The sequence below is a fragment of the Hydrogenophaga sp. genome (genome assembly GCF_018780075.1).
Lineage (GTDB): Bacteria > Pseudomonadota > Gammaproteobacteria > Burkholderiales > Burkholderiaceae_C > Hydrogenophaga.
Genome location: NZ_JADMKB010000032.1, coordinates 69563 through 91797 on the forward strand (window position 1 = coordinate 69563; position 22235 = coordinate 91797).

Sequence of the window (22235 nt, forward strand, 5' to 3'; positions counted from 1 at the left end):
GGTCTCGAAGATATAAAGCATAGCCATCAGGCCACATAAAAAATGAGGATTTTGGCTTGCCAATCTTGCATGGAGAATTTCTTCTGAGAATTAACATCAGCGATAGTCAGCGCGAATCGTGTCTAGTTTGCAGACATCCTAAAAAAACCAGGCAGGCTGAAAGCGAAACCAGTCCGGTTCGTTGTCAAGAATAGAGTTAGCCCATAAATGGTGGCCTTCGAAATGCCTTCCGCGTTTTCCCGTGAAAGTAATCGAGTCATCTGCAGGGTGATAAATTCGCAACACTTCGCTGATAAATCGCGTTTGGTAACGATGCGCAACGGCTGACCAGACGATCCCCTCAGGCACGTGACCCCGGATGTTTTCTGGGAACGGGTATTGCCGCAAAACGTCTGTGCGAGAGAATCCCCACTTTTCGCCAGTGACACCGTATCGATAGCGAACTTCCAGTGAGTCACTGTCTAATAATTGGGCTGGAAACGGGTCACCAATTTGTTTGCCATTTGGGTCCTCGCACAAACCACAAACGCCAACGAAATCCTGGCGATGTTGTAAAGGAATACTCAACCAATGTTGTCGAAATGTCTCAAGCGCATTCGGAACTGCCTCATCGTCGCTATCCCATGGCAGGAACAGCGCACCAGCAGCTTCTTTGACTCCGCGATTGAAGGCCTTTTTCTTGTGCCCATTTTTTTGCCAGATGTAGCGGATGGGAAAGTCTGTGCCCGGGTCTTGCTTCCAGACCGCTACCAGATTGTCTGTGCCATCCGTGGAGCCATCATCGACAATCAACCACTCAAAGTCTTTGCAAGTTTGTTTCTTCAAGCTTTCGTAAACCCGATTTAACAAATGGGCGCGGTTGTAGGTCGGGGTAAAGACGGTGAATAGCGGGGCAGTTATCATGTTTTCTCTGCAGCAAATAGGCTCTCCCACAGCCCCATAATTTTTTCCATGGAAAAACGCTCCCTCACCTCAATGGCTCGGTCCCCCATCTGATCCCTTAGGTCGTCATCGCTCATCAAACGTTGCAACGCCACTCCCAAACCTTTTGTATCTCCCGCAGGGACCAGAAGACCATCCACTTCGTGGCGAATAATGTCTCGGGGGCCGGTATCGCAATCGAAGCTGACCGCCGCGCAGCCATAAGCCATGGCTTCACCCAAGGTGTTGGGGAATCCTTCAAAGCGAGAACTCATCACATACAGGTCGGCACGCGCGTACCAGTCACCTACATTCCCTACCCGGCCGGGCAAGTACACGCGATGGGTCAAACCCAGTGCATGTACCTGCTGTTCCAATTGAGACCGCAAAGGTCCTTCGCCGAGGATGACCAGGTCCCAATCTGGGTTTGTGGGTGCCAGTTCGGCAAAGACTTGCAGCAACTGGTCAAACCCTTTCTCCTCACTTAGTCGCCCTACTGCAAGCAAGATCCTTCTATCCGGCTCTAGCCAGTCAGCTGGTACCAAGCAGGGGTTTGAAAGCGGCAATGGATAGGGAATGTGATTGGGAACCACGATGCCTCTGGCTTTGGGAATCTCTTTCTCGAGCCAGTCCAGGCCCTCACGCGTCAGCAGCGTGACCCGGTCGGCCAAAGGGTAGGTCCAGCGGCGTATGCGTTCCCAAAAGCGACCCAGCGGCAACGCGGGCGGATAGGTGCGCTCGGAAGCGATGACCCTCGTTCTGGAGATCCCGACAGATGCCAGACACAGGAGCACATTGGCTGTGGACATCATTCCAAGGGCGATGTCCGGCTCAATCTGGCGCAAAACCCGCCGGAGGGCCCGTGCACGTTTCAGATTGTTGATGACTCCGGCGATGGGAGTGGGGCTATCGCTCGCCAGATCCAATGCAATTCGTTTAACGGCGGGCTGCAGTTCGTAGAAATCTAGCTTTTTCGGAGTCAATGTCACAATCGAAACCTGCCAACCGCAGTTGACCCAGTGATTGGCCATATTGGCAGCGACCCGCTCTGCGCCGCCAGAGGAGAGAGAGTGAATGAAGATGAGGACGTTCACGTTGTCTTCGTCGAAACCACGTACATAAAAGGCGACAACAAACCCGTGGCTGGGAGGTTGACTGTTTTATGCTCGACAAGATGAACTGCTTTCGATAGACGGGTGAGCCAAAGGTACAGCTGTCGATCAATCGAAGATTTTCGTTCTGGTCCGTGCATTGCCATTGAAAGCATTCCGAACTCCATAGAGCCCAGATAGCCATTGTTCAGAGGTTTTAGCCCGGCGTTCTTGTGGCCTTCAAGAAATGAACGCATAGTATGCGGTACATGATCTTCATACACTGTCTTTGACCAGTGCTTGCACAGAAATGCATAGACCGGACTGGCGAAATTAGGAATCAATGTAAATATCTTGCCACCGTCTCTTAGTAGGCTTTTTTTTGCAGACATTGTGTTGGCTAGATCGGTAAAGTGTTCCACGACGCCATGGCTTATTACCAGGTCGAACCTTTCCAGTAGTTCCTTTGGAGGAGAGAACAGATCTGCTTGATGAACATCTAGACTCACTCCCTCACGACTTGCCCTGTTTCTGGCCAACTCACAACCCGCTGGCGAAAAGTCAATAACTGAGAATTTTGAGCTTGGATGTCGTTTCGCAAAATACGCAAGCATTTCGCCGTCGCCGCCGCCCACTTCGCATATTTCTTTCTGATCAAGGTTCAAGGTTTCCACCAGCCGAGTCAACTGAATCGAGACATAGTTTCTCCAGTTTTGATCATCAAAGGGTGCAGGCACCCTGCCGTCATAACAGGAGTCCCAGAAAGCGCTGCTGGTGAGTCTTGCGTTGAGGTCGCCGCTGTTCTTTTCGGTGTTCATTTCCGGTCAATTCGAGAGCAATAGTAAAAGAGTGTCGCATTTGCCAGATACACAAGAGCAGCCGACAATACGAGTCCTTCTAATTTCATCACTGGGATCAGAATAGCTGCGGTTGAAATCTTCACAACCAATCCAACAAGGCCGGACGCTAGAAGGATTCCATATTTCTTTTGGCTTGCGATGAGATTTACCAGTGTCAAAGCAAACGCATAGAAAGGAACTTGAATCAAGGCGTATCGAAGCACTGCAGCAACGCGGCCAGTATCTGAAGTGGTGAATGTGCCTCGCTCAAATAGCAAACCAACGATCCAAGGCGCGGTTATCCAACCGATGGCAGCAACAATCACCCCCGCCACAAACATCCACCTCGCCCAGCGCAATGCCAACAGATGCACCCCTGCACCACTTCGGGCATTCACTTCAGAGAAGATGGGCAAGGTGGCGCGGCTGATCGCCATGGCGCCCATGCTGAGCAGTAGGGCGAGAATTCGGTTGGCGTAACTCAGGGTAGATAGAGCGCCGGGGCCAAGGCCTGCCGCGAAGAACTGGTCGATGACGGAGGTGAAGCTCATCAGCACCTGTCCTGCCGTCATGATGCCGATGCCACTCCAGAAGCCCCGCCATGCGGGGGATGCGAATTTGAATTGCGGAGCTTGTAGTTCGCCTTGGCGTTGTAGGGCGATGCCCAACGCCGTTAGGTGCAGGGCAAAACCGGCCACTGTTCCCCACAGCAGGGGCTCGGGCAACCAGTCTGAGGGCAACAGCAAGGCAAGCAGAATCACTAGTGCTGGAATTCCCTCCAGCAGGGTGTTGCGGTGCCGGCCACAGGTCAGCATCCACGCCGATAACGCACTGATCACCACACCCAGCGGCGCCAGTATTGCCAGTCCTCCGGCCAGGCGAAGTGTTTCGGCCAGCGCGTTGTCAGATAGCCCAATCCCGCCTGAATTCAGAAGCCAAGGCAGCCCAAGCCAGGCCAGCATGGCCAACACCAGCCCGACAACCAGCGTCAGACCCAGCAGTTCGCTTCGAAAGCGGCACAGTTCAGCCGGGCTGTCATGCCGGACACGGGCAACGAGGGGCACCAGCACGACCGTCAGAACACTGAACCAGACGGAGACCGGCCAACTGACCAGATTGAAGACGAATACATAGGCGTCTACGGTTTCGCTGACGCCATAGCGCCAGGCAATGGCCATTTCTTTTGCGGCGCCGGCCAGCTTGCCGATGAAGACAAACAGGCTGACCCACATGAATCCGACCGCAATCTTGCGGTGATGCGATTGCGGGTCGGCGAGGTGGTGCCGAATGCGGCTAACGATGCCCGACATACCACTCCATGGCTTCGGCCAGACCCTCGGCGATGCGATGAGTCGGACGGTAGCCCAGCAGGCTCTGGACTTTGCCCACATCCGCCTGGCTGTGGCGCACGTCACCCGCCCGGAAGTCGCGGTACACGGGTTGTGTATTGGGGTTGACGCCGTGGCTCGACAGGTTGTCGCGCAACAGGCGGAACAGGTCGTTGAGCGTGGTGCGGTCGCCCACGGCCACGTTGTAGACCTGGTTCAGCGCGGCGGGCGCGGTGGTGGTGGCGGCCAGCAGGTTGGCCTGCACGGCGTTGGCCACGTAGCAGAAGTCGCGGCTGGTGTCGCCGTCGCCGTTGATCCAGACGGGCTGCTGGTTCAGCAGGGCTGCGGTCCACTTGGGAATGACGGCGGCGTAGGCGCCGTTGGGGTCTTGCCGGGGGCCGAACACGTTGAAGTAGCGCAGGCCGATGGTGTGGAAGCCGTAGCAGCGGGCAAACACGTCGGCGTACAGCTCGTTCACATATTTGGTGACGGCGTAGGGGCTGAGCGGTTTGCCAATCTGGTCTTCCACTTTGGGCAGTGCGGGGTGGTCGCCATAGGTGCTGCTGCTGGCGGCGTAGGTGAAGCTTTTCACCTTTGCATCGCGCGCGGCCACCAGCATGTTCAGGAAGCCGGTGATGTTGTTCGCGTTGGTGGCAATCGGGTCTGCCAGGCTGCGGGGCACGCTGCCCAGGGCGGCCTGGTGCAGCACATGGTCCACACCTTCGGTGGCGCGGCGGCAGTCGTGCAGGTCGCGGATGTCGCCTTCGATGAAGTCAAACCGTGCCCATTGCCTGGGGGTGACTAGGGCTTTCACTTCTGCGAGGTTGCGCTGGTGCCCTGTGGAAAAGTTGTCCAGCCCCACCACATGCTGGTCGAGCCTGAGCAGGGTTTCCAGCAGGTGGCTGCCAATGAACCCAGCCACACCGGTGACCAGCCAGGTGCGCTGGTGGGCTTTCAGCTGCGTTTGGAGTTGTTCGTAAGCGGTCATGGGTGTCAGCGCCGGTAGAAGGCGCGGTACCAGTTCACGAAGCGGGCGATGCCGCTGTTTAGGTCGGTGCGGGGCTTGAAGCCGACCCAGGCGTCGAGTTCGTCGGTGTTGGCAGAGGTGCCTTCGACATCGCCTGGCTGCAAGGGCAGCAAGTTTTTTTGGGCGGTCAGGCCCAGCGCCTGTTCGAGAGCGGTAACGCAGTCCATCAGGGCAACGGGTTGGTTGTTGCCGATGTTCAAAACGCGGTAGGGCGCGAAACTGGTGGCCGGGTCGGGGTGGGCGGGGTCGAATTGCGGGTTGGGCAGAGCGGGTTTGTCCGCAGCGCGGAGAACACCCTCGACGATGTCGTCCACATAGGTGAAGTCGCGGACCATCTGCCCGTGGTTGTAGAGGTCGATGGGGCGCCCTTCGAGGATGGCCCGGGTGAACAGAAACAGCGCCATGTCGGGGCGCCCCCAGGGGCCGTAGACGGTGAAGAAGCGCAGGCCCGTGGTGGGCAGGCCATAGAGGTGGCTGTAGCTGTGCGCCATCAGCTCGTTGGCTTTTTTGGTGGCGGCGTACAGGCTGACAGGGTGGTCCACGCCCTGGTGTTCGCTGAAGGGCAGGGTGGTGTTGCCGCCATAGACGCTGGAGCTGCTGGCATACACGAGGTGTTCCACCCGCTGCTGGCGGCAGCCTTCGAGCACGTTGGCAAAGCCCACGAGGTTGGCGTCGATGTAGGCCTGGGGGTGGGTGAGGGAGTGGCGAACACCGGCTTGTGCCGCGAGGTGGATCACGCCTTGAGGGCGGGTCTCCTCAAACAGGGTCGCCAGGCCAGGGCGGTCTGCCACGTCGAGTGGGTGAAATCTGAAGTGGGCAAAGTGGTCCAACTGCTGCAGACGAGCGGTTTTGAGGGAGACGTCGTAGTAGTCGTTGAGGTTGTCAATGCCGACCACCCGGTCGCCCCGTTGCAACAGGCGTTGGCAGGTGTGCATGCCGATGAAGCCGGCCGCGCCGGTGACGAGCCAGGTCACTGGCTGGCGGGGCGATGTTGGGGGCAAGGGGCTCACAGGCGAGCGTCCGCCATGCCGGCGGGCAGCAGGCCTTTGACGTCGTACAACACGGCACCGGGCTGGCCAAAGGCCATGAGGCCGATGGCGCCCAGGTCGGTGAACTGCTGGTGGGCCACGGCGAGCACGATGGCGCTGTAGGTGCCCGGTGTGGGGGCTTGCTCCAGGCAGATGAGGCCGTATTCGTGCTGGGCATCGGCCGGGTGAATGCACGGGTCGTAGATGTCCACTTCGGTGCCGTAGCTTCGCAGCGCGTGCACGATGTCCACCACCTTGCTGTTGCGAACGTCGGGGCAGTTTTCCTTGAAGGACAGGCCGAGCACCAGCACGCGGGCACCGGCCACCGGCATGCCCTTGAGCAGCATGTGGCGTATGGTTTCGTGGGCCACGTGTTGGGCCATGCCGTCGTTGATGCGGCGCCCGGCCAGGATCACCTCGGGGTGGTAGCCCACTTCTTGCGCCTTGTGGGTCAAGTAATAAGGGTCCACCCCGATGCAGTGGCCGCCCACCAGGCCGGGGCGGAACGGCAGAAAGTTCCACTTGGTGCCGGCGGCCTGCAGCACCTCCAGGGTGTCGATGCCCAGGCGCTGAAAAATCAGGCTGAGCTCGTTCATGAGCGCGATGTTCACGTCGCGCTGGGTGTTTTCGATCACCTTGGCGGCCTCGGCCACCTTGATGCTGCTGGCCTTGTGGGTGCCCGCGGTGATGATCTGGCGGTAGAGCTGGTCCACTTCTTCCGCCACCTCGGGCGTGCTGCCGCTGGTGACCTTGCGGATGTTGGGCAGGGTGTTGACCTTGTCGCCCGGGTTGATGCGCTCGGGGCTGTAGCCGCAGAAAAAGTCGAGGTTGAACGTGAGGCCCGAGTGCTCTTCCAGCACGGGCACACACACCTCTTCGGTGGCGCCGGGGTAGACGGTGCTTTCGTAGATGACGGTGTCGCCCGGCTTGAGCAACTGGCCCACGGTCTGGCTCGCCTTGACGAGAGGGGTCATGTCGGGCCGGTTGGCTTTGTCCACCGGCGTGGGCACGGTGACGATGTAGATCTGGCAATGGGCGATCTCATCGGGCTCGCAGGTGTAGGCGAGGTGCCGGGCGCTGGCCAGGCCTTCGGCGCTGACTTCGCGCGTGTGGTCGTGGCCGGCTTGCAGGGCGCGGACGCGCTCGGGGTTGATGTCGAAGCCAACCACCGGGCGCTGCTTGCCGAATTCAACGGCCAGGGGGAGGCCGACGTAGCCAAGGCCGACGACCGCGATGGCTTTTTGCAGGAGGGGCATGGGGTGGAGAGATGGTGTCGAGCGGTGTGCCCGGCAGGGTGGTGGGGCACGGCTGGCGTGCCACGGGGCCTTGATCGAGATCAGCCGGTCAGGCCGTGGGCCTCGGGGGCATTGGTTGGGTCTGCGTCAACAGCTCGTTCCAGGTGCTTTCGCACCGCTCGGCGAGCCAGCAGAAGAAGTTGTGGTTGAAGCGCAGACCGCTGTTGTGCTCGAGCAAAGGCACGCAAATCTCTGCGGCGGAGGCGGTGTTGTTCGTGTTGTCGAAGATCACCAGGTCGCCGCGCTTGAGCAGCCGGCCCACGGTTTCGCTGGCCTTCACCAGGGGGCTGGTGTCGGGTCGATGGGCGGTGTCGACCGGCATGGGCACGGTGACGATGTAGGTGCGGCAGTGGGCGATTTCCCGTGGGGCGCTGGTGTAGGCCAGGTGCCTGGCTTGAGCGAGGCACTCGTCGCTGATATCGCGCGTGTGGTCGTACTCGCATTGCAGGTTGTGCACACGGTCCGGGTTGTCGTCGAACCCGATCACGGAGCGGTGTCGGCCAATCTCGACGGCCAGGCGCAGCCCGACCTGCCCCAGGCCGATCACGGCGATCGTGGTGTCGTTCAGTTGAGCGGAACGGAACATGTGACGGAGGCCCTCCAGTTGAATGCGATCAGCCGTTGACGCCGCGCGCTTCCGGGGCGTTGATCAGTTTCTGGGTCAAGGCGTGGTTCCAGCTGCTTTCGCAGATCTCGGCGAGCCCGCGCCGGGCTTCCCAGCCCAGCCGGACTTTGGCGAGCCGGGTGTCGGCGACGGTGCGCGTGACGGTGTCTGAGGTGTCGGCGGTGGGGGCACAGGGAATCTGCCGGCCGCTGGCGGCCTCAAAGGCTTTCACCGCTTGCAGGTCGCTCACGGACTGGCCGCGCCCGAGATTGAAGGTGTGCAGGCCTTCGTGGAGGCGCAGGAAGTCCAGCGCGGCCGCGAAGCCTGCCGCGATGTCCATCACATGGGTGTGGTCACGTTCGACGGTGCCGTCGGGGGTGTCGGGCGACACGCTGAGCAGGGGCAACCAGGCATCGTCGCCCGCGGCGACACGGGCCAGCCGGGTCATGAGCCCTCCGGCGGTGGCGTGCAGACCGCTGCAGTCGCCGATCAGGCCGCTTTCGTGGGCCCCTGCGGGGTGGAAGCTGCGCATGATGGCCACACGCGTGGGGAGCAGGCTGCCTTTGACGGCATCGCGGATCACGTTTTCGGCCTGCAGCAGGCTGCGCCCCAGGGGGGTGGTGGGTTCTGTGGGGTGGTTTTCGTCCTGCAGCGCATGCCGGGGCTTTCCGTACACGGCGGCGCTGCTGCTGAACACCAGGATGGGGTCGTCACACATGGCCATTGCCTGCATCACGCTGAGCGTGCCTTGCAGGTTGTGGGCGTAGGTGTCGAGGGGCCGCATCAGGCTGGCGTGGGTGCCTCTGAGCCCCGCGCAGTGCACCACCGCGTTGATCTCGTGTTCGAGCAGGCTGCAAGAGAGCACGCGCGTGTCTCTCACATCGCCCATCACCAGAGGCACGGGCTGGTCGCAGAGGGTTTCGAGCCTGCTGGCGACTTGGGGGTTGCTCTGGCGCAGGTTGTCAAACAGCACCACTTGGTGACCCTGCTGGCAGAGGGTCAGCGCGGTGTGGCTGCCGATGTAGCCGGTGCCGCCGGTGATGAGAACGTTCAAGCCATTGCCTCGATTGAGGGCGCGCGCGCGCGTTGGCGCTCGGCGTGGTGGAGTTTGAAGTCCATGTAGCTGAGTTCGAGCCCGATCTCCAGCTCCATGAGGGGCTCCCAGCCGAGAGCGTGCAGGCGGTAGCTGTCGAGCAGCCTGCGCTCGGGGCCCTCGGGCGGGGTGCTGTCGCAGACGATCTGGCCCCGGTAGCCCACCACACCCGCAATGGTCTGGGCCAGCTGCTCGATGCTGACGTCTGCGCCGAAGCCCACGTTGATGAGGCCACCGGTGTGCGGGGCGTGTTTGTCAAACGCGGGTTTGGGCAGCTCCATGAGGTAGACGCACGCTTCGGCCATGTCGTCGACATAGAGGAACTCGCGCCGGGTGCTGCCGCTGCCTTGCACGGTGACGCGGGGAGCACCGCTGAGCGTGGCGTCGTGAAAGCGCCGGATCAGCGCCGGGATCACGCGGCTGTGTTCGGTGGCGTAGTGATCGCCCGGCCCGTAGACGCTGCAGGCGACCGCGCACCGGTAGTCCAGGCCATGGCTATCGCCGTATTGGCGGTTGTAGCTCTCGCAGAGCTTGATGCCGGCGATCTGGGCCAGGGCATGGGGCTCGCGTGCGGGGTCCAGCGGGCCACTGACCAGATCGTCTTCGGACATTGGCTGCAGGGCCGACTTGGGGTAGCTGCTGCTGCTGGCCAGAAAGAGCAGTTTCTTGACACCGGCCTGGAAGGCGGCCTCGACCACGTTGGCCGCGATCATCATGTTTTGGTAGATGAGCGCTCCCGGCTGCATGCCGGTGTGACGGCTGCCGCCCCCATGGGCCGCGGCCAGGTACACCTGATCGGGGCTTTCCTGCTCAAAGAACGCCTGCACGGCGGCCTGGTTTGTCAGATCGAGCTCGGCCCGCGTGCGCGTGATGATGTGGCTGCGCGGGTGGCCGAGGCGGATGAGCTGGCGCACGATGGCGGAGCCGACCATGCCGGTGTGACCGGCCACGAAGATGCGTTCGGTGAAGTGGATCATGGGGCTGGTGAGGTGGTTGGTGGGGAGGGGTGTCCCCACCGCAGCGGGGCGGCCAGGGCTGGCAGTGCTCAACCCAGTTCGAGCATGGCGTGGTCGACGTCCACGAGCTGCTGGCGACCCAGGATGTCGAGCAGCATGGTGACGCGCTGGTTGGTGACGGAGAGCACCAGGCCCACCAGCCCTTTCATGCCTTGCCCGCGCATGCGGACCCGGGCACCAGGCTGGAAGGGGGAGACGGCTTTCAGGTCGGCCTGCTCACGCTCTTGCTCGATGCCGCGAATGGTGTCCACCAGGCTCTGTTCGATGGCGGCCGGGCCACTGCCGAAGGACACCAGGGTGCTCACGCCCCGCGTGGAGCGGGCGGCCGAGACGCCCTGGCGCGCCGAGCCAGGACGGAAAAAGACGTAACGCGGAAACATGGGCTCGTGCACGAAGCCCAAGCTGGCCAGGCTTCGGCCGCCGCTTGACTTGTAGTGCTTGTAGAGCGGCAGGTAGGTGGCATAGCCCTGACGCAGCAGGTTCTGGGCCGCGATGTGCTCTTGTTGGGGCTTGGTGTAGGCGAGGTACCAGGGCGCCACACCTTCCTGGATGGCGGCTTCCCGAGACGGTTCTGCGGGCGCGGCGGGGGGATGGGTCTGGTGGGGCATGGCGGTAGGGGTGCCTGAAATTGCTGTCAGTATAGATTTATCTATCAAAACAATCAAAAACAATAAAACACATAAAACCGCACTATTTAACGATTTGGGCTTTCGCGTCCTGACCTACAGCGCCGCAGGCAGGGTGAAGAAGCCGCTGCTGCAGGTGCTGAACCAGCGGTTGTGTTGGCCAGGCGCACGGCGCGGAGGATTCACCCGGGACGGCACCACGATCTGGTCCAGCTGGGGTTCGGGCTGGAGCTCGAACCCCAGCCCGGCGTGGAGTTGCATCAGGTCGAGCCGATGCCGCCGGGCATAGCGCTCAAGTTCGGTGAACGACACGGGCTGTTCGGTGAGCAGCTGTTTCTGGGCGAACAGCTGGATGGCCTCGGCTTCGTCGCTGTCGGTCAGCACCACAGGGACCTCGGTGAGTTCGGACGCGGTCTGCATCAGCTGGGCATAGGACGTGCCTCGCGGCGACACGTCGCCGACCACCAGGCGTGCGGGGCGCAGCCGGTCGTGCATGGCCAGTCCGGGCCGCAGCAGGGCGGGCGCGGCAAACAGGTTGTGGCAACTCAGCCGGCGGCTCATGCGGGCGGTGTAGCCGACCGGCACGGTGGACTCGATGACCAGCGTGGCCTCGGGGTTGAGGACCTGCACACGCACGATCACCTCGTCCAGGCGGCTGGTGTCCACGGTGCGGGTGGTGTCGTCAAAGTCGGTGGGGGTGGCGATCAGAACGAGGTCTGTGCCTTCGACCGCGTCGTCGATGTCGCGCGTCGCGCGCAGGCCCGGGGTCTTGTACTCGAGTTGGTGGCCCATCTCCCGGTCGTCGTGGGGGCAGAGGCCGGCGTTCACCATCTGCACCGTGACAGGGATGTCGTCTTGCACGACCACTTGATGCCGTTGTGAAAGCAGGATGGCGCTGGACAGACCAACAGGGCCGGCGTCGATGACGGCGATTTTGAGGTGGGAGGTGTTCATGAAGCGGGCGAAGGAACGCGCCGGGTGGGCCGGCGGCGCGGGCTGTCTGGGCCGTTACAGGTAGAGGCCCAGCTTGGTGAGGTTTTTCCAGGCGACGGCGGTCACACCGCCGAGGCCTGATCGGCGCATGGCTTGCAGTTCTTCTCGCGGGCGGTGCAGCACTTTTTTCACCGTGTTGGGGTGCAGCGGTTCAACCCGTTTGCGCACCAGGGATTCGCCGATGTAGCGGCTCTTGAAGAACGGTTGGGCAAACAGTCGCAGCGTGGCGTCGTAGTCGGCCGCGAAGGGGAGCTGGGTCGAGAACCCGCCGATGCGGCGGTACCAGCTGCGCCGCACAAAAAGGGCGGTGGTCGGCGGTGCCCAGCCCCAGGCCAGTTTCTTGCGGCTGAATTCGCCCGAGTGCTGCTGCCTCACGACGATGCGCAGATCGTCGTTCTTGACGTACTTGACGTTGCCATACACGGCGGAGAGCCAGGGGTCTGCGAGGGCCTGCGCAACGGTCGCCAGCACGTCCGGGTGCTCAAAGGTGTCGTCGGCATTGAGAAAGCACAGCACATCGCCCTGAGCACGCTCGATGCCCCGGTTCCAGGCGCTGAAAATGCTGTCACGGTCGTCACCGCCGATGAGGGTCAGGCGAGCGCCCTGGTGGCTCAGCCGCTCCTGGCAGCCGTCGCGGCTGTTGCCGTCGATGACGATGTGTTCAAGGTTGGGGTGCGTCTGCGATGCGACGGAGTCAAGGCAGTCGTCGAGGTTGTGGAAGCTGTTGCGGCAGGCGGTGATCACACTGATCTTGACGCCGTGGGCTCGCACGGCCGATGCAGCTTGGGCGGCAGTGAAGGACACTTCCATGTGGACTCCTGGGCTGAAGGACCGCGATGTCGTTGAGGCGAAGGCCGTCGATTCAGACGCTCACCAGGTCGGGGCTTTTGAATCGGTCTGCTGGGCCATTGGCACCCAGCGAAAGCGTGTCAGGCGGTGGTAGAACAGCTGGTACAGCAAAGCACTGAAGAGCAGGCCGGTGAGCAAGGCACCGTTGTGGTTGGGCCAGGCCAGGGCCCAGCTCACGGGCAGCAGGTTGGCGGTCAGCATGATCAGGCCCGTGATCGAGTTGCGCACAGTCGGGCTGGCAATGGGCATGTGGGCCCTGACCAGTCGCCGTCCCACCAGGCTGTGCAAATGCAGCCGGTCCGGGTGGCCCCAGTGCTTCTGGCGGGCGCGGCGGCGCCAGATGCTGAAGAGCACCTCTTGCACCGGGTAGGCGCAGATCAGCAAGAGCGCCCAGGCCGAAATGTCGGGGAGGCGGGCGTTCAGCAGGACGGCGAGCCAGCCCAGCGAAGAGCCGGCCAGGTAAGCGCCGCTGTCACCAAGGAACAGTTTGCCGCTGGGCCAGTTCACCACCAGAAAGCCGAACAGCGCGCCCATGAACACCACGCAGGCCATCACGAGTTCCTGGTCGCCGCCGTCCCACGCCAGCAGAAGGAAGGCGCTGGTGGTGATGAGCACCGTGCCTGCGGCCATGCCGTTGAAGCCGTCGATGATGTTCACGGCGTGGGTCGTGCCCGCGACGGCGAAGCCGGTGAGCAGGACGGCGGGTACCGCAGAGGACAGCAGCGTGTCCAGCATCGGCCAGTGCAGGTGGTTGAGGCTGTAGCCGGTGTACCACCAGCCGAGCACGCCACCCGCCATGCTCACCAGCAGTCGCGTGCGCACACTCACCGACTTCGAGACGTCTTCCAGCAGACCGACCAAAAAGACCGGGGTACCCGCCAGCAGCATGGATGCGCAGAGGCTGTGATCTGCGATGCAGGCCAGGTAACCGATGAACAGTCCCATCCAGAGGGCGATGCCACCCACGCGCGGGGTGGTGACGTGGTGCTGCCGCTGAACGCCGATTGGGCTGTCAAAGCTCAGGTGGCCGTGCCAGCGCCCGGTGAGCACGATGAGCATGCTGAAAAACAGGGATGCGATCAGGGCGCTCAGCGCGGGGTCGGAGTAAGGCTGCATGGGAGGGCGCCGGGTTCAGCGCTGCGGGCGGATTTCGATACCTGCTGGCCGGTTGTCCTGCGAAAACCAGTGCAGCGCTTTGGCCAGGGCGTTGGACCCGAAGTCAGGCCAGAGCACATGGGTGAAATACAAAGCGGTTTCTTCCGTGTGCCACACCATGGCGTTGTCACGGGGGATCGGTCCGCCCGTACGGATCACCAGGTTCGGGTCGGGTGTCTGCGCCTGCATCACGTACGGTTGCAGCGCCTCGGTTTCCAGCGGAAGGACGCTGTGGGCAGTGGTGTTGGCCTGCCAGTGCTTGAAGGCCTTGCTGAGGTCCCAGTCCCGGACGCCGTCGATGGAGATCGTCAGGGCCAACTCGGTGTTGCCCGCCAGGCACATTTCGGCGTCGAGGATCAGTTGGCGCAGGTGCTCGTTCATCGGCTCCATGTCACCAGCGATGCGCAGCCTCACACCCCGCCCCTGCAGCGAGGTGACCAGGCCCCGCAAGTGGTTCAAAAAGCCCGCAAGCACCCCGGGCGCTCCCGAACCGAGCGCGGCCAGCATGTCGCTGGTGAACACGTACAGCGTGAGTTGGGGAATGCGCCGGTGGATGCAGCAGTCCACCGCTTCAATCGCCCTTTGCAGGCCCATGGCCATGGCAGTTTCAGAGGGCAGTCCCTGCAGCCTGGCCCATCGCCTGTGCCCGCTGACGACGATGCCGAGATGGCGGGGCTGACTTGGCCGCTCGACAGCAGGCGGCCAGGGAGGGATCAATCCGAGCGGGATGGTGTGTGGTTGGGTGTGCATGCGAACCTTGACGGTTGGGTGGGCCGTTGGACGGCGTGCCTAGCGCAGATCGAGGGGGCGTGGCTGCGTGTCAGGGGAGGGATGCGGCGAACGGAGACCGAAAAGACATGGCTACCGCAGTGACACACGGTGTGTGTGCCTTGACGGAGGGGCTGAACAATGCTCAGTCCATCGAGTTGTCGATTATGGCGTATAAAATGATAAAAATGCTACAAACATCACACACTTACACAAGATTCAGGAATGCCAGGGTTTCCCCATGTTCCCTGTTCTGGTGTGTGACCTGGCATGTCGTCGAGGTGAGATCGCCGCCGCTGGTGCTGTTTTGATGCCGTGCCGTGACTTTTGTTGGCTTTTTTACGGTCTTTGATAATGGTTAAAACAACAAAAACAAAAGATAATATGAAAATCATCAAAAATGAAACATCGGTCTGCCGTGTGTGACCACATCTCAACAAGAGCTTTATGAACGACGCAACAAAGAACAAAGGCAACATCGTGATCGGCGAGGGAGTGAGTGCTGTCGGCAACTTTTCCGTGCCAGGCCTGGCCTTGATCGAAGGCTCATTTCACGGGGATCTGTCGGCCGACGAGCTGGTGGTGGGCGTGCGCGGACAGCTGGTGGGAAAGGTGAAGGCGCGCCAGGCCGAGGTCCTGGGCGAGACAAAGCAGGAGCTGCAGGTGACGGGCAAGCTGATCGTGCGCAGCAGCGGCCGTGTGCACGGCAGCGCCATGTATGGCGAGCTTGAAGTGGAGCGCGGTGGTTCCCTGCAGGGCTCGGTCAAGCAGATCCGCGCAGGTGAAACGCTGGCGAGCATCCGGTCGCCAGCCGTGTTGCCTCCCGTGGCGCCTTCCGAGGTGCCCACCCTGACCCCTCTGGACACCACGGCTTCGGTCCTGTGACGGCGAGTTGAGAACCTCGCACATGCTCGAACGCCTGCCGATCCTGTGGGGTCATCTGCGGTCGCTTCCGCCCACGCTGCGCCTGCTGTGGCGTCGCGATTACCTGGATGTCCGCATCATCATTGAGCAGAGCGGCAGCTTGCATTACCTGTCTGTGCCGGGCCGCTTGCAGCGGCTGGTGGTGCGGGGTGGATTGGTCGTGGGCGGCGCGTTGCTGGCGGCGCTGTTTTTTCTGATGGCCACCGCGCTGTTGTTGCAGCAGTTCAGGTGGCAGGAAGAGCGCTCCCATCAATCGATTTACGCCGCTTTGGCGGGCAGCTTTCAGGAGGCGGGATACGTGGACGACGCCGACCTCAGTGCCGACGACATGCTGGAGCTGGCCCGCTCCATCCGCGAACGCGACATGGAAGTCCGGCGGTTGGTGGAGTCGGCCACCACCTCGCTGGCGGCCGAGAACACGAGTTTCAAATCACTGCTGGGTGATTCGGGCCTCACTGAAAAAGCGATCAAGATCATCCAGTCGGGTGATGCCATGGGTGGCTTTGGTCCCCGTGAGGGTGAGCAACCCAAGCTGGACCGGATGTTGCCCTTGGTCGGTGCGCCCTTCCTGGACGAGGCCGCGGACAACCGTGCGCTCAAGGACATCATGCTGGCCTTGCCGGCCAACATGCCCGTCCATGACCACCGACTGACCTCCACGTTTGGCATCCGCAAGCACCCGCTGCTGGGGGCACCCCGGTTGCACGCCGGCATTGACCTGGTTCCCCACACGGACGACCGCGTTTACCCGACCAAGGTGGGCAAGGTGGTGCTGGCCCGGGACTACAGCAACTACGGCAACACGGTGATCGTGCGCCACGACCGGGGCATTGAAAGTCTCTACGCCCACCTGGACCGTGTCTCTGTGACCGAAGGTCAGGAGGTGGACCGCAACACGGTGCTGGGCTGGGTGGGCAACACCGGAGCCTCCACCGGCAAACACCTGCATTTCGAAATCTCGGTCGGGGGTTACCCCGTCGATCCCCTGAAAGTCATCAAGACCGCGCAGCATGTTCAATATATCAAAAACTAAGACGCCTCCCGCCTCGGCATTTGACGCTGGCGCCACGCCGGCCTTCGGGTCAGGGCCATCAGCCGCTGAGCCTCGACGCTCGACCTCCATGGTGCAGAGTCTCATCACCACGCAGAAGCCCTCGGTGGTGAGCGAGGGCTTCGTGATGCGTGGCGACATCGACTCCGCGGGCATCCTGCACGTGGAGGGCAGTGTCATCGGCACCATCCAGGCGGACGATGTCAACATCGGCACCGCAGGCCTGGTGGAGGGCACGTTGACCTGCAAGAACCTCAACATCAAAGGGCAGGTGTCGGGCTCGGTGGTGTGCGAAGAGCTGGTGGTGGCGCCTTCTGCCCACATCAAGGGCGACGTCAGCTACGTCTCGCTCACGATCGGCTCCGGCGCGACGATCGATTGTGAGATGACCTGCCGCACCGTGGCGCTGGCCTGACAGCACACCGTGCGGACGACGCCCATCCTGCGGACGGTGGCAGCCTGCACTCGAAATGTAAAAGTATCATTTTTTTGCTAAATGTGAAAAAATGCATTTTTTACATTTTTGTTGATTGCGTGGGTGGCCGGCGTCTTTGCTGAGGTGCCCGTGCGATCGTCCATGGCCAGCTCCAACACATGCCACCAAAAACAACCGCTCCTGGGGACGCTGCTTCAAGGGACACCCAGCAGCTGGCCTTTGCTTACCAGAGTGCCCTGCAGCGTCTGAAAAAGGAGGAAGAGCGAACGCTGGTCTTGCTCGAGGAGATCGATCGGCTCAATCACGAGCTGGAACTCAGCCGTGACTCCAAACGCAATGAAGCCGACAGCCGCCTGCGGGCGGAAGAGGCACTGGACGACACCCGCGAGCGATTGCAAATTGCGGTGGATGCGACCAATTTGGTGTTGTGGGACTTCAAGGCGCCGTTTCACGACTTCTACCTGACCTCCAGATGGGGCGAGATCCTGGGAGAGGTGGCCTTGGAAGGAAGCTGGGGTGTCGATCAGTTGAAACAGCGCGTTCATCCCGATGACCTGTCCGCGATCGAGGCGGGACTGGGCATGCTGTTGAGCAATGGTCAGGATCGCGGGGTGGCGGAGTTCCGTTTCCGCGCGGTCGATCGGTGGGTGTGGATCGAATCCCACGGCATGATTGCCGAAAGGGACGGCAATGGTCGACCCGTCTGTCTGATCGGGACGCTGGCCGACATCACCCAGCGCAAGGCAAACGAACAGCGTTTGGCGCAGGCACTGAAACTGGCGGATCAGGCCAGCCAGGCCAAAAGTGATTTTCTGTCCAACATCAGCCACGAGATTCGAACCCCACTCAACGCGTTGATGGGTCTGAATGCGCTGTTGTTGGACACCGAGCTGAGCTCGGACCAGCGCCACTGGCTGGAGCTGATGAACAGGTGTTCACAGTCGCTGCTCAAACTGTTGAACGACCTGCTGGACATTTCTCGCATCGAAGCCGGCAAATTGATGCTCGAAACCGTGCCTTTTGATCTGCGTCCGTTTCTGGACAACACCTACGACCTGTACGTTCAGCAAGGCAAGGCGCAGGGTGTGACTTGCACCAAGCGGCTGTCGGCTCAGTTGCCTGCCCGGATGGTCGGGGATCCGGGCCGGATCGGGCAGGTGCTGTCCAACCTGCTGTCGAACGCCGTGAAATTCACAGCCGCTGGCGGCTCGATTGTTTTTGAAGCAACCGTCCAGGCGAGAGACCAGCAACTGTGGCTTGAGTTCAAGGTTCAGGACTCCGGCATTGGCATGAGCAAGGAAACGCTGGGCACCTTGTTCCGTTCTTTCACCCAGGCCGATGCGAGCATATCGAACCGTTTCGGTGGCAGTGGCATGGGGCTCGCCATCTGTTCTCGCCTGGTGGATCTGATGGGTGGAACGATCCGGGTCGAAAGCCAGTTCGGTCGCGGCAGCACGTTTTATGTTCAGATTCCGCTGCGGGTGCCGCAATCACTGCACGCGTCATCGAAAGAGCCCGTGTTGGCGCATGCGTCTGCCCGGAACATGTTGCCGACCCCTTTGGACGGTCTCCGGGTGCTGCTGGCGGAAGATCACGCCATCAACGAGATGGTGATGCGGCAAATGTTGAGCCGGCTGGGATGTCACATCGAGGTGGCGCACAACGGCCAAGAGGCGGTCAAGATCTGGCAGCGGGGGCAGATCGATCTGATCCTCATGGACGTACAAATGCCCGAATGCAATGGCTTGATGGCGACCCAGCAGATCCGGATGGCTGAGCAGAAAGCCCAAGTCAAGAGGGTGCCGATCGTGGCCCTGACCGCCAATGCCATGTCGGGAGACCGGGATCGCTGTCTGGCAGCGGGAATGGACGCTTACCTGTCCAAGCCGCTCAAGGGTGACGCACTGGTGGAGACCGTGCGCGCCGTGTTGACCGAGAAGCAAGCGGAGCCCGCGTGGGTGGGGGCGGGCTCACGGAACCAGGAAGACAACCGGCGAACAACGGACGACAGCGTTCACGGCCCAGCAACCGCGCAAGAGACGGCGGCCGAATCCGTGTTGGCAGCCATGTTGCCAGGGGATATGGTCGAGCTGACGCCCACGATCGTTCGCGATCTGGATCTCCATGTGGAGGCGCTTGCCGCAGCGCTGCAGTCGAAGGACGCGCGGGCGGCCAACGAGCACGCCCACAAGCTGCAGGCCACTCTCGGGTTCATCCAGGGCGAGCGGGGGAGTCGCCTTTGCCGCGGCCTGGAAATGGCGGCCAATGCCGGGGAGTGGAACCTGTTTGCCCGGGCATTTCCCTTGTTGCGCCAGGAGACGGACCACTTGAAGCTGGGCTTGTCGCAAAAGCGCCCCTGATGGTGCGTGTCACGGTGGTGGATCAGAAAGCCGCAACAGCCTGGCGGGAATGGAGTGGGTGCGTCTGATACAGCAACCTCATGTTGACCGGCTGGCTGTAGGTGCCTGCCTCAGGCAGCCGTTCCAGCTGGACCTGGGCGTAAAAGGGCAGGTGGAACTGGGTCGTGGTGTTGGCGCGAATCGTGGCGCTCGTGCGAACGACATGAGGCGAGCCCTCAGCCGATGCGATCCGGTTTTGGCGCTCGACATCCACAAACAGTTCAAGCTTAAGCGGTGCAGGACGGTTCCACCGGTCTGACAGCCGATGGCGGGCATCGGCTTCATCGAGGGCGGTGAGGACGAGTTCCTGGCTCTCTCCGCCCGGGTTGTGGCACTCCACCACCACATGCCCGGTTCCGGGTTGTGGCGTGCGGAGGGTGGGGTTCAAGGTTTCAAAGCTCAACGGCACGCCAACGATCCGGCAGCTGACCGCTGCGGGTGTTGCGGCAAGGGCTGTGCTGGCAATGAGTGGTGTGGCGACCAGCCAGCACGCGAGGGATTGACGGGACGGCAGAAAGGCGCGTTGCGGTTGATGCAGCCTTTGGCGGAGTTTGAGCATGAAGGTTGGCGTCAATTCACAGGACGAACGTATAAAGCGAGGTCAATATCATCACGAACAACAGCACGGAGATGTAATCGACGGATTTTCCGGGCCCGGCTTTTGGGGGAGCACGGCGGGCGACATGATTCAATGAGGGGGGCACGGGTTTTGCGATGCGTGGCCGTGCGCTTTTCGCTGTTTCAGACAACCCTGGCTCCCAGCGAACACCGGTCGGTGCTGGAGCGCCTGGCACCGCGGGGTGCGCTTTTGCTGGCGCCCGACGACGGAAACGATTCAATGCGGAGAAGGCCATCGTTGACTTGTGCTGACCGGGTCAACAAGGCTGCAGATCCGGTTGCTCGGAGGGCGTGGTGGTGTCCAGACAGGGGCTGAAACTGAACGGATTCAAAATCGCCAGGCTGCTTCGTTGACCTTGTTTCGTCTCCAGCCCCAGTCTGGCTGGTCTGGCTTCGTCGTAAAAGACATAGTAATTGGCGGTCTCGCCCCGGCTTGCTTTTGACCCCGATGATCCGCCTGTCACATAAAAAATGCATTGCGCGAGTTCATCAGCGGTCAAGCGATCAGCCGTGTTGAACTCAAGATCATCAATGCCAGTCCAGCAGTGACCCGGAAAATCATGGAATTTGTAGATGCGAAACACAACGCGCTTGTTGCCGTCGCGAATGGTTTTTTCGCATTCGACGAATGCATGGCAAGGTGAAGAATGCATTGTCGTACCGTGGATGGCGGGGTTGTATGTTCTGTGGTTGCAGATCAATGTTGATCGGTTCAGTTCAAAACCGCGAGGCGCTGGGTGGATCTCTCGGTCTTTCGATGGCAGACTTCTTCTTCCCAAAGAGAATCAATGTAGATTTTGATGAACTGATTGCTACAAACGACTTCACCAATTTCATTGAATGAAATCAGTTTGTTGTCTGAATCGATCAGAATGACTTCGATCCCACTCAGCCATATGCTGGTGACGGAAGCGATGAACACATCCTTGTGCTCTCGTTTCAACCCTGAAATCGTATCGATGACCAAAGCATCAAGACCGGAGGCATGGAGTTTTCGGCTATTGGCCTTGATGTTGGACACGAGGTTGCTGATTGCCCCATATCGGTGAGAGTGGTAGGTGGCCAGATTCACGTCAGGGTGAAAAAAGGGTTTCGCCTTGTCGACCCCGAATTGTGAAATGAGCATCCTCTCCAATGGAACCTTGCTCGAATGACGGACAGGTCGGCCTTTGAGCAAGGTGGAGATCCGGAGGAACTGGACATGGGGTGTGGCGAGGTCCGCAGTCATGTGAAGAGGTGAGTCGCTCTCCTTGAGCAAACTCTCGGCGGTGAGCTTCCGTCTGATTTCTCGACCAGCGCTTCGCTCCTGTCTGCTCAGGAGTTCGGGCTCCTCAGGACGATCGATTGGACGGATCACATAGACTCCTAAAGTGACTAAAATGTCATATTTGACAATTATATAAGCGATTTTACATTTTCAAACGTCAAAAACGGAGTGCATGTTGGTTTTTTGTGTTTGCTGCGGCTAAAATAAGCTATGAGTACTAAACTGATGGATGTGGCGCACGATGCACCTGACGAGGTCTGCGGCACCTTGTACGCAGCCAAGTTGCTGGGCCTGTCGGTGGGTTCGGTGCAGACGCTCGTTGAACGCAACCAGTTGCAAGCCTGGAAGACCAAAGGCGGTCACCGTCGCATCTCGCTGCAGTCCATCCGCGATTACCAGCGTGCCCAAGGCATGTCGGGCGTGGATTCAAAGCACACCATGCTTCGAGTGCTGGTGGTGGACGACGATCCGGTCTCGCTCGAAGTGTTCCGTCACACCATCGCTTCGTGGAATCTGCCCATCGATTGCACGACCATGCCGTCCGCACTGGAAGCCATCATTGACATCAGCTCGCTGAATCCCGATGTGCTCATCACGGACCTCAAGATGCCGGGGGTCGACGGCTTTGAATTGCTTCGCACCTTGCGTGGCAGCGCTAATTTTGCGTCCCTGATCCTTGTGGCCTTGACCGGCATGTCCAGTGAAGAAGTGGCGGAGCGAGGTGGTCTTCCCCCAAACACCCTGATCGCGCAGAAGCCCGTCGACATGAAATGGATGCACGGTTTCTTCACTGCGCTCACCTCGGTCCATCAGCTCAAGCAAGCTTGATGTGACACCGCAGGTCGCTCTGATCTGCTTTTCCCCCAACCCAGAAACCCCCCACAGCCTGTGGGGCGCTGACGCCGGT

At 60.9% G+C, this 22235-nt stretch carries 23 protein-coding genes; 5 read left to right on the forward strand and 18 right to left on the reverse strand.

The genetic code is table 11. From position 1 onward, the window contains the following. Window positions 1-138: 138 nt before the first annotated feature. The 15 genes from IV088_RS07395 to uppS form a co-directional block, all read right to left on the reverse strand. Window positions 139-903, reverse strand: coding sequence for a glycosyltransferase family A protein (locus IV088_RS07395; RefSeq protein ID WP_291099862.1), 765 nt, complete (start codon window positions 901-903; stop codon window positions 139-141). Further along, a complete protein-coding gene (locus tag IV088_RS07400) occupies window positions 900-2015 on the reverse strand; it encodes a glycosyltransferase family 4 protein (protein WP_291099864.1) in 1116 nt (371 codons plus the stop codon). Before IV088_RS07400 ends, IV088_RS07395 begins: the two co-directional genes overlap by 4 nt. Continuing rightward, window positions 2012-2830, reverse strand: coding sequence for a bifunctional 2-polyprenyl-6-hydroxyphenol methylase/3-demethylubiquinol 3-O-methyltransferase UbiG (locus IV088_RS07405; RefSeq protein WP_291099867.1), 819 nt, complete (start codon window positions 2828-2830; stop codon window positions 2012-2014). The genes IV088_RS07400 and IV088_RS07405 overlap by 4 nt, the downstream gene beginning before the upstream one ends. Beyond that, window positions 2827-4161: a lipid II flippase MurJ gene (locus IV088_RS07410; protein WP_291099869.1), complete on the reverse strand. Its 1335-nt coding sequence runs from the start codon at window positions 4159-4161 to the stop codon at window positions 2827-2829. Before IV088_RS07410 ends, IV088_RS07405 begins: the two co-directional genes overlap by 4 nt. Further along, on the reverse strand, window positions 4145-5167 hold the full coding sequence (locus IV088_RS07415) for an NAD-dependent epimerase/dehydratase family protein (protein WP_291099871.1): 1023 nt from the start codon (window positions 5165-5167) through the stop codon (window positions 4145-4147). The genes IV088_RS07410 and IV088_RS07415 overlap by 17 nt, the downstream gene beginning before the upstream one ends. A 5-nt stretch (window positions 5168-5172) precedes the next feature. Beyond that, window positions 5173-6180, reverse strand: coding sequence for an NAD-dependent epimerase (locus IV088_RS07420; RefSeq protein ID WP_291099873.1), 1008 nt, complete (start codon window positions 6178-6180; stop codon window positions 5173-5175). Window positions 6181-6212: 32 nt separating this feature from the next. After that, complete coding sequence (locus IV088_RS07425) at window positions 6213-7490, reverse strand: nucleotide sugar dehydrogenase (RefSeq protein ID WP_291099876.1); 1278 nt, start codon at window positions 7488-7490, stop codon at window positions 6213-6215. Between the two features lie 88 nt (window positions 7491-7578). Beyond that, window positions 7579-8115: a hypothetical protein gene (locus IV088_RS07430; RefSeq protein WP_291099878.1), complete on the reverse strand. Its 537-nt coding sequence runs from the start codon at window positions 8113-8115 to the stop codon at window positions 7579-7581. 28 nt (window positions 8116-8143) lie between these two features. Further along, the gene (locus tag IV088_RS07435; RefSeq protein WP_291099881.1) at window positions 8144-9187 is read right to left on the reverse strand and encodes an SDR family NAD(P)-dependent oxidoreductase; all 1044 of its coding nucleotides are present in this window, start codon (window positions 9185-9187) and stop codon (window positions 8144-8146) included. Beyond that, window positions 9184-10203: a GDP-L-fucose synthase gene (locus IV088_RS07440; RefSeq protein ID WP_291099883.1), complete on the reverse strand. Its 1020-nt coding sequence runs from the start codon at window positions 10201-10203 to the stop codon at window positions 9184-9186. Before IV088_RS07440 ends, IV088_RS07435 begins: the two co-directional genes overlap by 4 nt. Before the next feature lie 68 nt (window positions 10204-10271). Continuing rightward, the gene (locus IV088_RS07445) at window positions 10272-10850 is read right to left on the reverse strand and encodes a transcriptional activator RfaH (protein WP_291099886.1); all 579 of its coding nucleotides are present in this window, start codon (window positions 10848-10850) and stop codon (window positions 10272-10274) included. 114 nt (window positions 10851-10964) lie between these two features. Further along, the gene (locus IV088_RS07450) at window positions 10965-11822 is read right to left on the reverse strand and encodes a hypothetical protein (RefSeq protein ID WP_291099889.1); all 858 of its coding nucleotides are present in this window, start codon (window positions 11820-11822) and stop codon (window positions 10965-10967) included. 54 nt (window positions 11823-11876) lie between these two features. Next, complete coding sequence (locus tag IV088_RS07455) at window positions 11877-12671, reverse strand: glycosyltransferase family 2 protein (protein ID WP_291099892.1); 795 nt, start codon at window positions 12669-12671, stop codon at window positions 11877-11879. Window positions 12672-12731: 60 nt separating this feature from the next. Then, window positions 12732-13826 carry a glycosyltransferase gene (locus tag IV088_RS07460; RefSeq protein ID WP_291099894.1) on the reverse strand — a complete coding sequence of 365 codons (1095 nt, stop codon included), beginning with the start codon at window positions 13824-13826 and terminating at the stop codon, window positions 12732-12734. A gap of 15 nt (window positions 13827-13841) precedes the next feature. Continuing rightward, the gene (uppS, locus tag IV088_RS07465; RefSeq protein WP_291099896.1) at window positions 13842-14615 is read right to left on the reverse strand and encodes a polyprenyl diphosphate synthase; all 774 of its coding nucleotides are present in this window, start codon (window positions 14613-14615) and stop codon (window positions 13842-13844) included. Between the two features lie 465 nt (window positions 14616-15080). Between uppS and IV088_RS07470 the strand changes: the two genes are divergently transcribed. The 4 genes from IV088_RS07470 (at window position 15081) to IV088_RS07485 (ending at window position 19404) form a co-directional block, all read left to right on the forward strand. Further along, window positions 15081-15518, forward strand: coding sequence for a polymer-forming cytoskeletal protein (locus IV088_RS07470; RefSeq protein ID WP_291099898.1), 438 nt, complete (start codon window positions 15081-15083; stop codon window positions 15516-15518). Between the two features lie 22 nt (window positions 15519-15540). Beyond that, complete coding sequence (locus tag IV088_RS07475) at window positions 15541-16590, forward strand: M23 family metallopeptidase (RefSeq protein WP_291099901.1); 1050 nt, start codon at window positions 15541-15543, stop codon at window positions 16588-16590. Between the two features lie 88 nt (window positions 16591-16678). After that, window positions 16679-17023 (forward strand): polymer-forming cytoskeletal protein, encoded by a 345-nt coding sequence (locus IV088_RS07480; protein WP_291099904.1) that lies wholly within the window; start codon window positions 16679-16681, stop codon window positions 17021-17023. Between the two features lie 179 nt (window positions 17024-17202). Further along, the gene (locus tag IV088_RS07485) at window positions 17203-19404 is read left to right on the forward strand and encodes a PAS domain-containing hybrid sensor histidine kinase/response regulator (RefSeq protein WP_291099907.1); all 2202 of its coding nucleotides are present in this window, start codon (window positions 17203-17205) and stop codon (window positions 19402-19404) included. A 22-nt stretch (window positions 19405-19426) separates the two neighbouring features. Here IV088_RS07485 and IV088_RS07490 read toward each other — a convergent pair whose 3' ends face one another. The 3 genes from IV088_RS07490 to IV088_RS07500 all read right to left on the reverse strand — a co-directional run bounded on the left by IV088_RS07490 (window position 19427) and on the right by IV088_RS07500 (window position 21418). Continuing rightward, entirely contained in the window at window positions 19427-20002 is a 576-nt protein-coding gene (locus IV088_RS07490) for a spore coat protein U domain-containing protein (RefSeq protein ID WP_291099910.1), read from the reverse strand. A 316-nt stretch (window positions 20003-20318) separates the two neighbouring features. Next, on the reverse strand, window positions 20319-20714 hold the full coding sequence (locus IV088_RS07495) for a hypothetical protein (protein ID WP_291099912.1): 396 nt from the start codon (window positions 20712-20714) through the stop codon (window positions 20319-20321). Between the two features lie 59 nt (window positions 20715-20773). After that, a complete protein-coding gene (locus IV088_RS07500) occupies window positions 20774-21418 on the reverse strand; it encodes a hypothetical protein (protein WP_291099915.1) in 645 nt (214 codons plus the stop codon). Between the two features lie 120 nt (window positions 21419-21538). Between IV088_RS07500 and IV088_RS07505 the strand changes: the two genes are divergently transcribed. After that, the gene (locus tag IV088_RS07505; protein ID WP_291099918.1) at window positions 21539-22156 is read left to right on the forward strand and encodes a response regulator; all 618 of its coding nucleotides are present in this window, start codon (window positions 21539-21541) and stop codon (window positions 22154-22156) included. The last annotated feature ends 79 nt before the right edge of the window (window positions 22157-22235 follow it).

Coding starts and splice junctions, on each gene's coding strand:
- IV088_RS07450 (WP_291099889.1), bottom strand. CDS start 11,822: ATGAACACCTCCCACCTCAAAATCGCCGTCATCGACGCCGGCCCTGTT.
- IV088_RS07475 (WP_291099901.1), top strand. CDS start 15,541: ATGCTCGAACGCCTGCCGATCCTGTGGGGTCATCTGCGGTCGCTTCCG.
- IV088_RS07440 (WP_291099883.1), bottom strand. CDS start 10,203: ATGATCCACTTCACCGAACGCATCTTCGTGGCCGGTCACACCGGCATG.
- IV088_RS07490 (WP_291099910.1), bottom strand. CDS start 20,002: ATGCTCAAACTCCGCCAAAGGCTGCATCAACCGCAACGCGCCTTTCTG.
- IV088_RS07405 (WP_291099867.1), bottom strand. CDS start 2,830: ATGAACACCGAAAAGAACAGCGGCGACCTCAACGCAAGACTCACCAGC.
- IV088_RS07470 (WP_291099898.1), top strand. CDS start 15,081: ATGAACGACGCAACAAAGAACAAAGGCAACATCGTGATCGGCGAGGGA.
- IV088_RS07415 (WP_291099871.1), bottom strand. CDS start 5,167: ATGACCGCTTACGAACAACTCCAAACGCAGCTGAAAGCCCACCAGCGC.
- IV088_RS07495 (WP_291099912.1), bottom strand. CDS start 20,714: ATGCATTCTTCACCTTGCCATGCATTCGTCGAATGCGAAAAAACCATT.
- IV088_RS07505 (WP_291099918.1), top strand. CDS start 21,539: ATGAGTACTAAACTGATGGATGTGGCGCACGATGCACCTGACGAGGTC.
- IV088_RS07480 (WP_291099904.1), top strand. CDS start 16,679: ATGGTGCAGAGTCTCATCACCACGCAGAAGCCCTCGGTGGTGAGCGAG.
- IV088_RS07395 (WP_291099862.1), bottom strand. CDS start 903: ATGATAACTGCCCCGCTATTCACCGTCTTTACCCCGACCTACAACCGC.
- IV088_RS07460 (WP_291099894.1), bottom strand. CDS start 13,826: ATGCAGCCTTACTCCGACCCCGCGCTGAGCGCCCTGATCGCATCCCTG.
- uppS (WP_291099896.1), bottom strand. CDS start 14,615: ATGCACACCCAACCACACACCATCCCGCTCGGATTGATCCCTCCCTGG.
- IV088_RS07430 (WP_291099878.1), bottom strand. CDS start 8,115: ATGTTCCGTTCCGCTCAACTGAACGACACCACGATCGCCGTGATCGGC.
- IV088_RS07455 (WP_291099892.1), bottom strand. CDS start 12,671: ATGGAAGTGTCCTTCACTGCCGCCCAAGCTGCATCGGCCGTGCGAGCC.
- IV088_RS07445 (WP_291099886.1), bottom strand. CDS start 10,850: ATGCCCCACCAGACCCATCCCCCCGCCGCGCCCGCAGAACCGTCTCGG.
- IV088_RS07410 (WP_291099869.1), bottom strand. CDS start 4,161: ATGTCGGGCATCGTTAGCCGCATTCGGCACCACCTCGCCGACCCGCAA.
- IV088_RS07485 (WP_291099907.1), top strand. CDS start 17,203: ATGCCACCAAAAACAACCGCTCCTGGGGACGCTGCTTCAAGGGACACC.
- IV088_RS07425 (WP_291099876.1), bottom strand. CDS start 7,490: ATGCCCCTCCTGCAAAAAGCCATCGCGGTCGTCGGCCTTGGCTACGTC.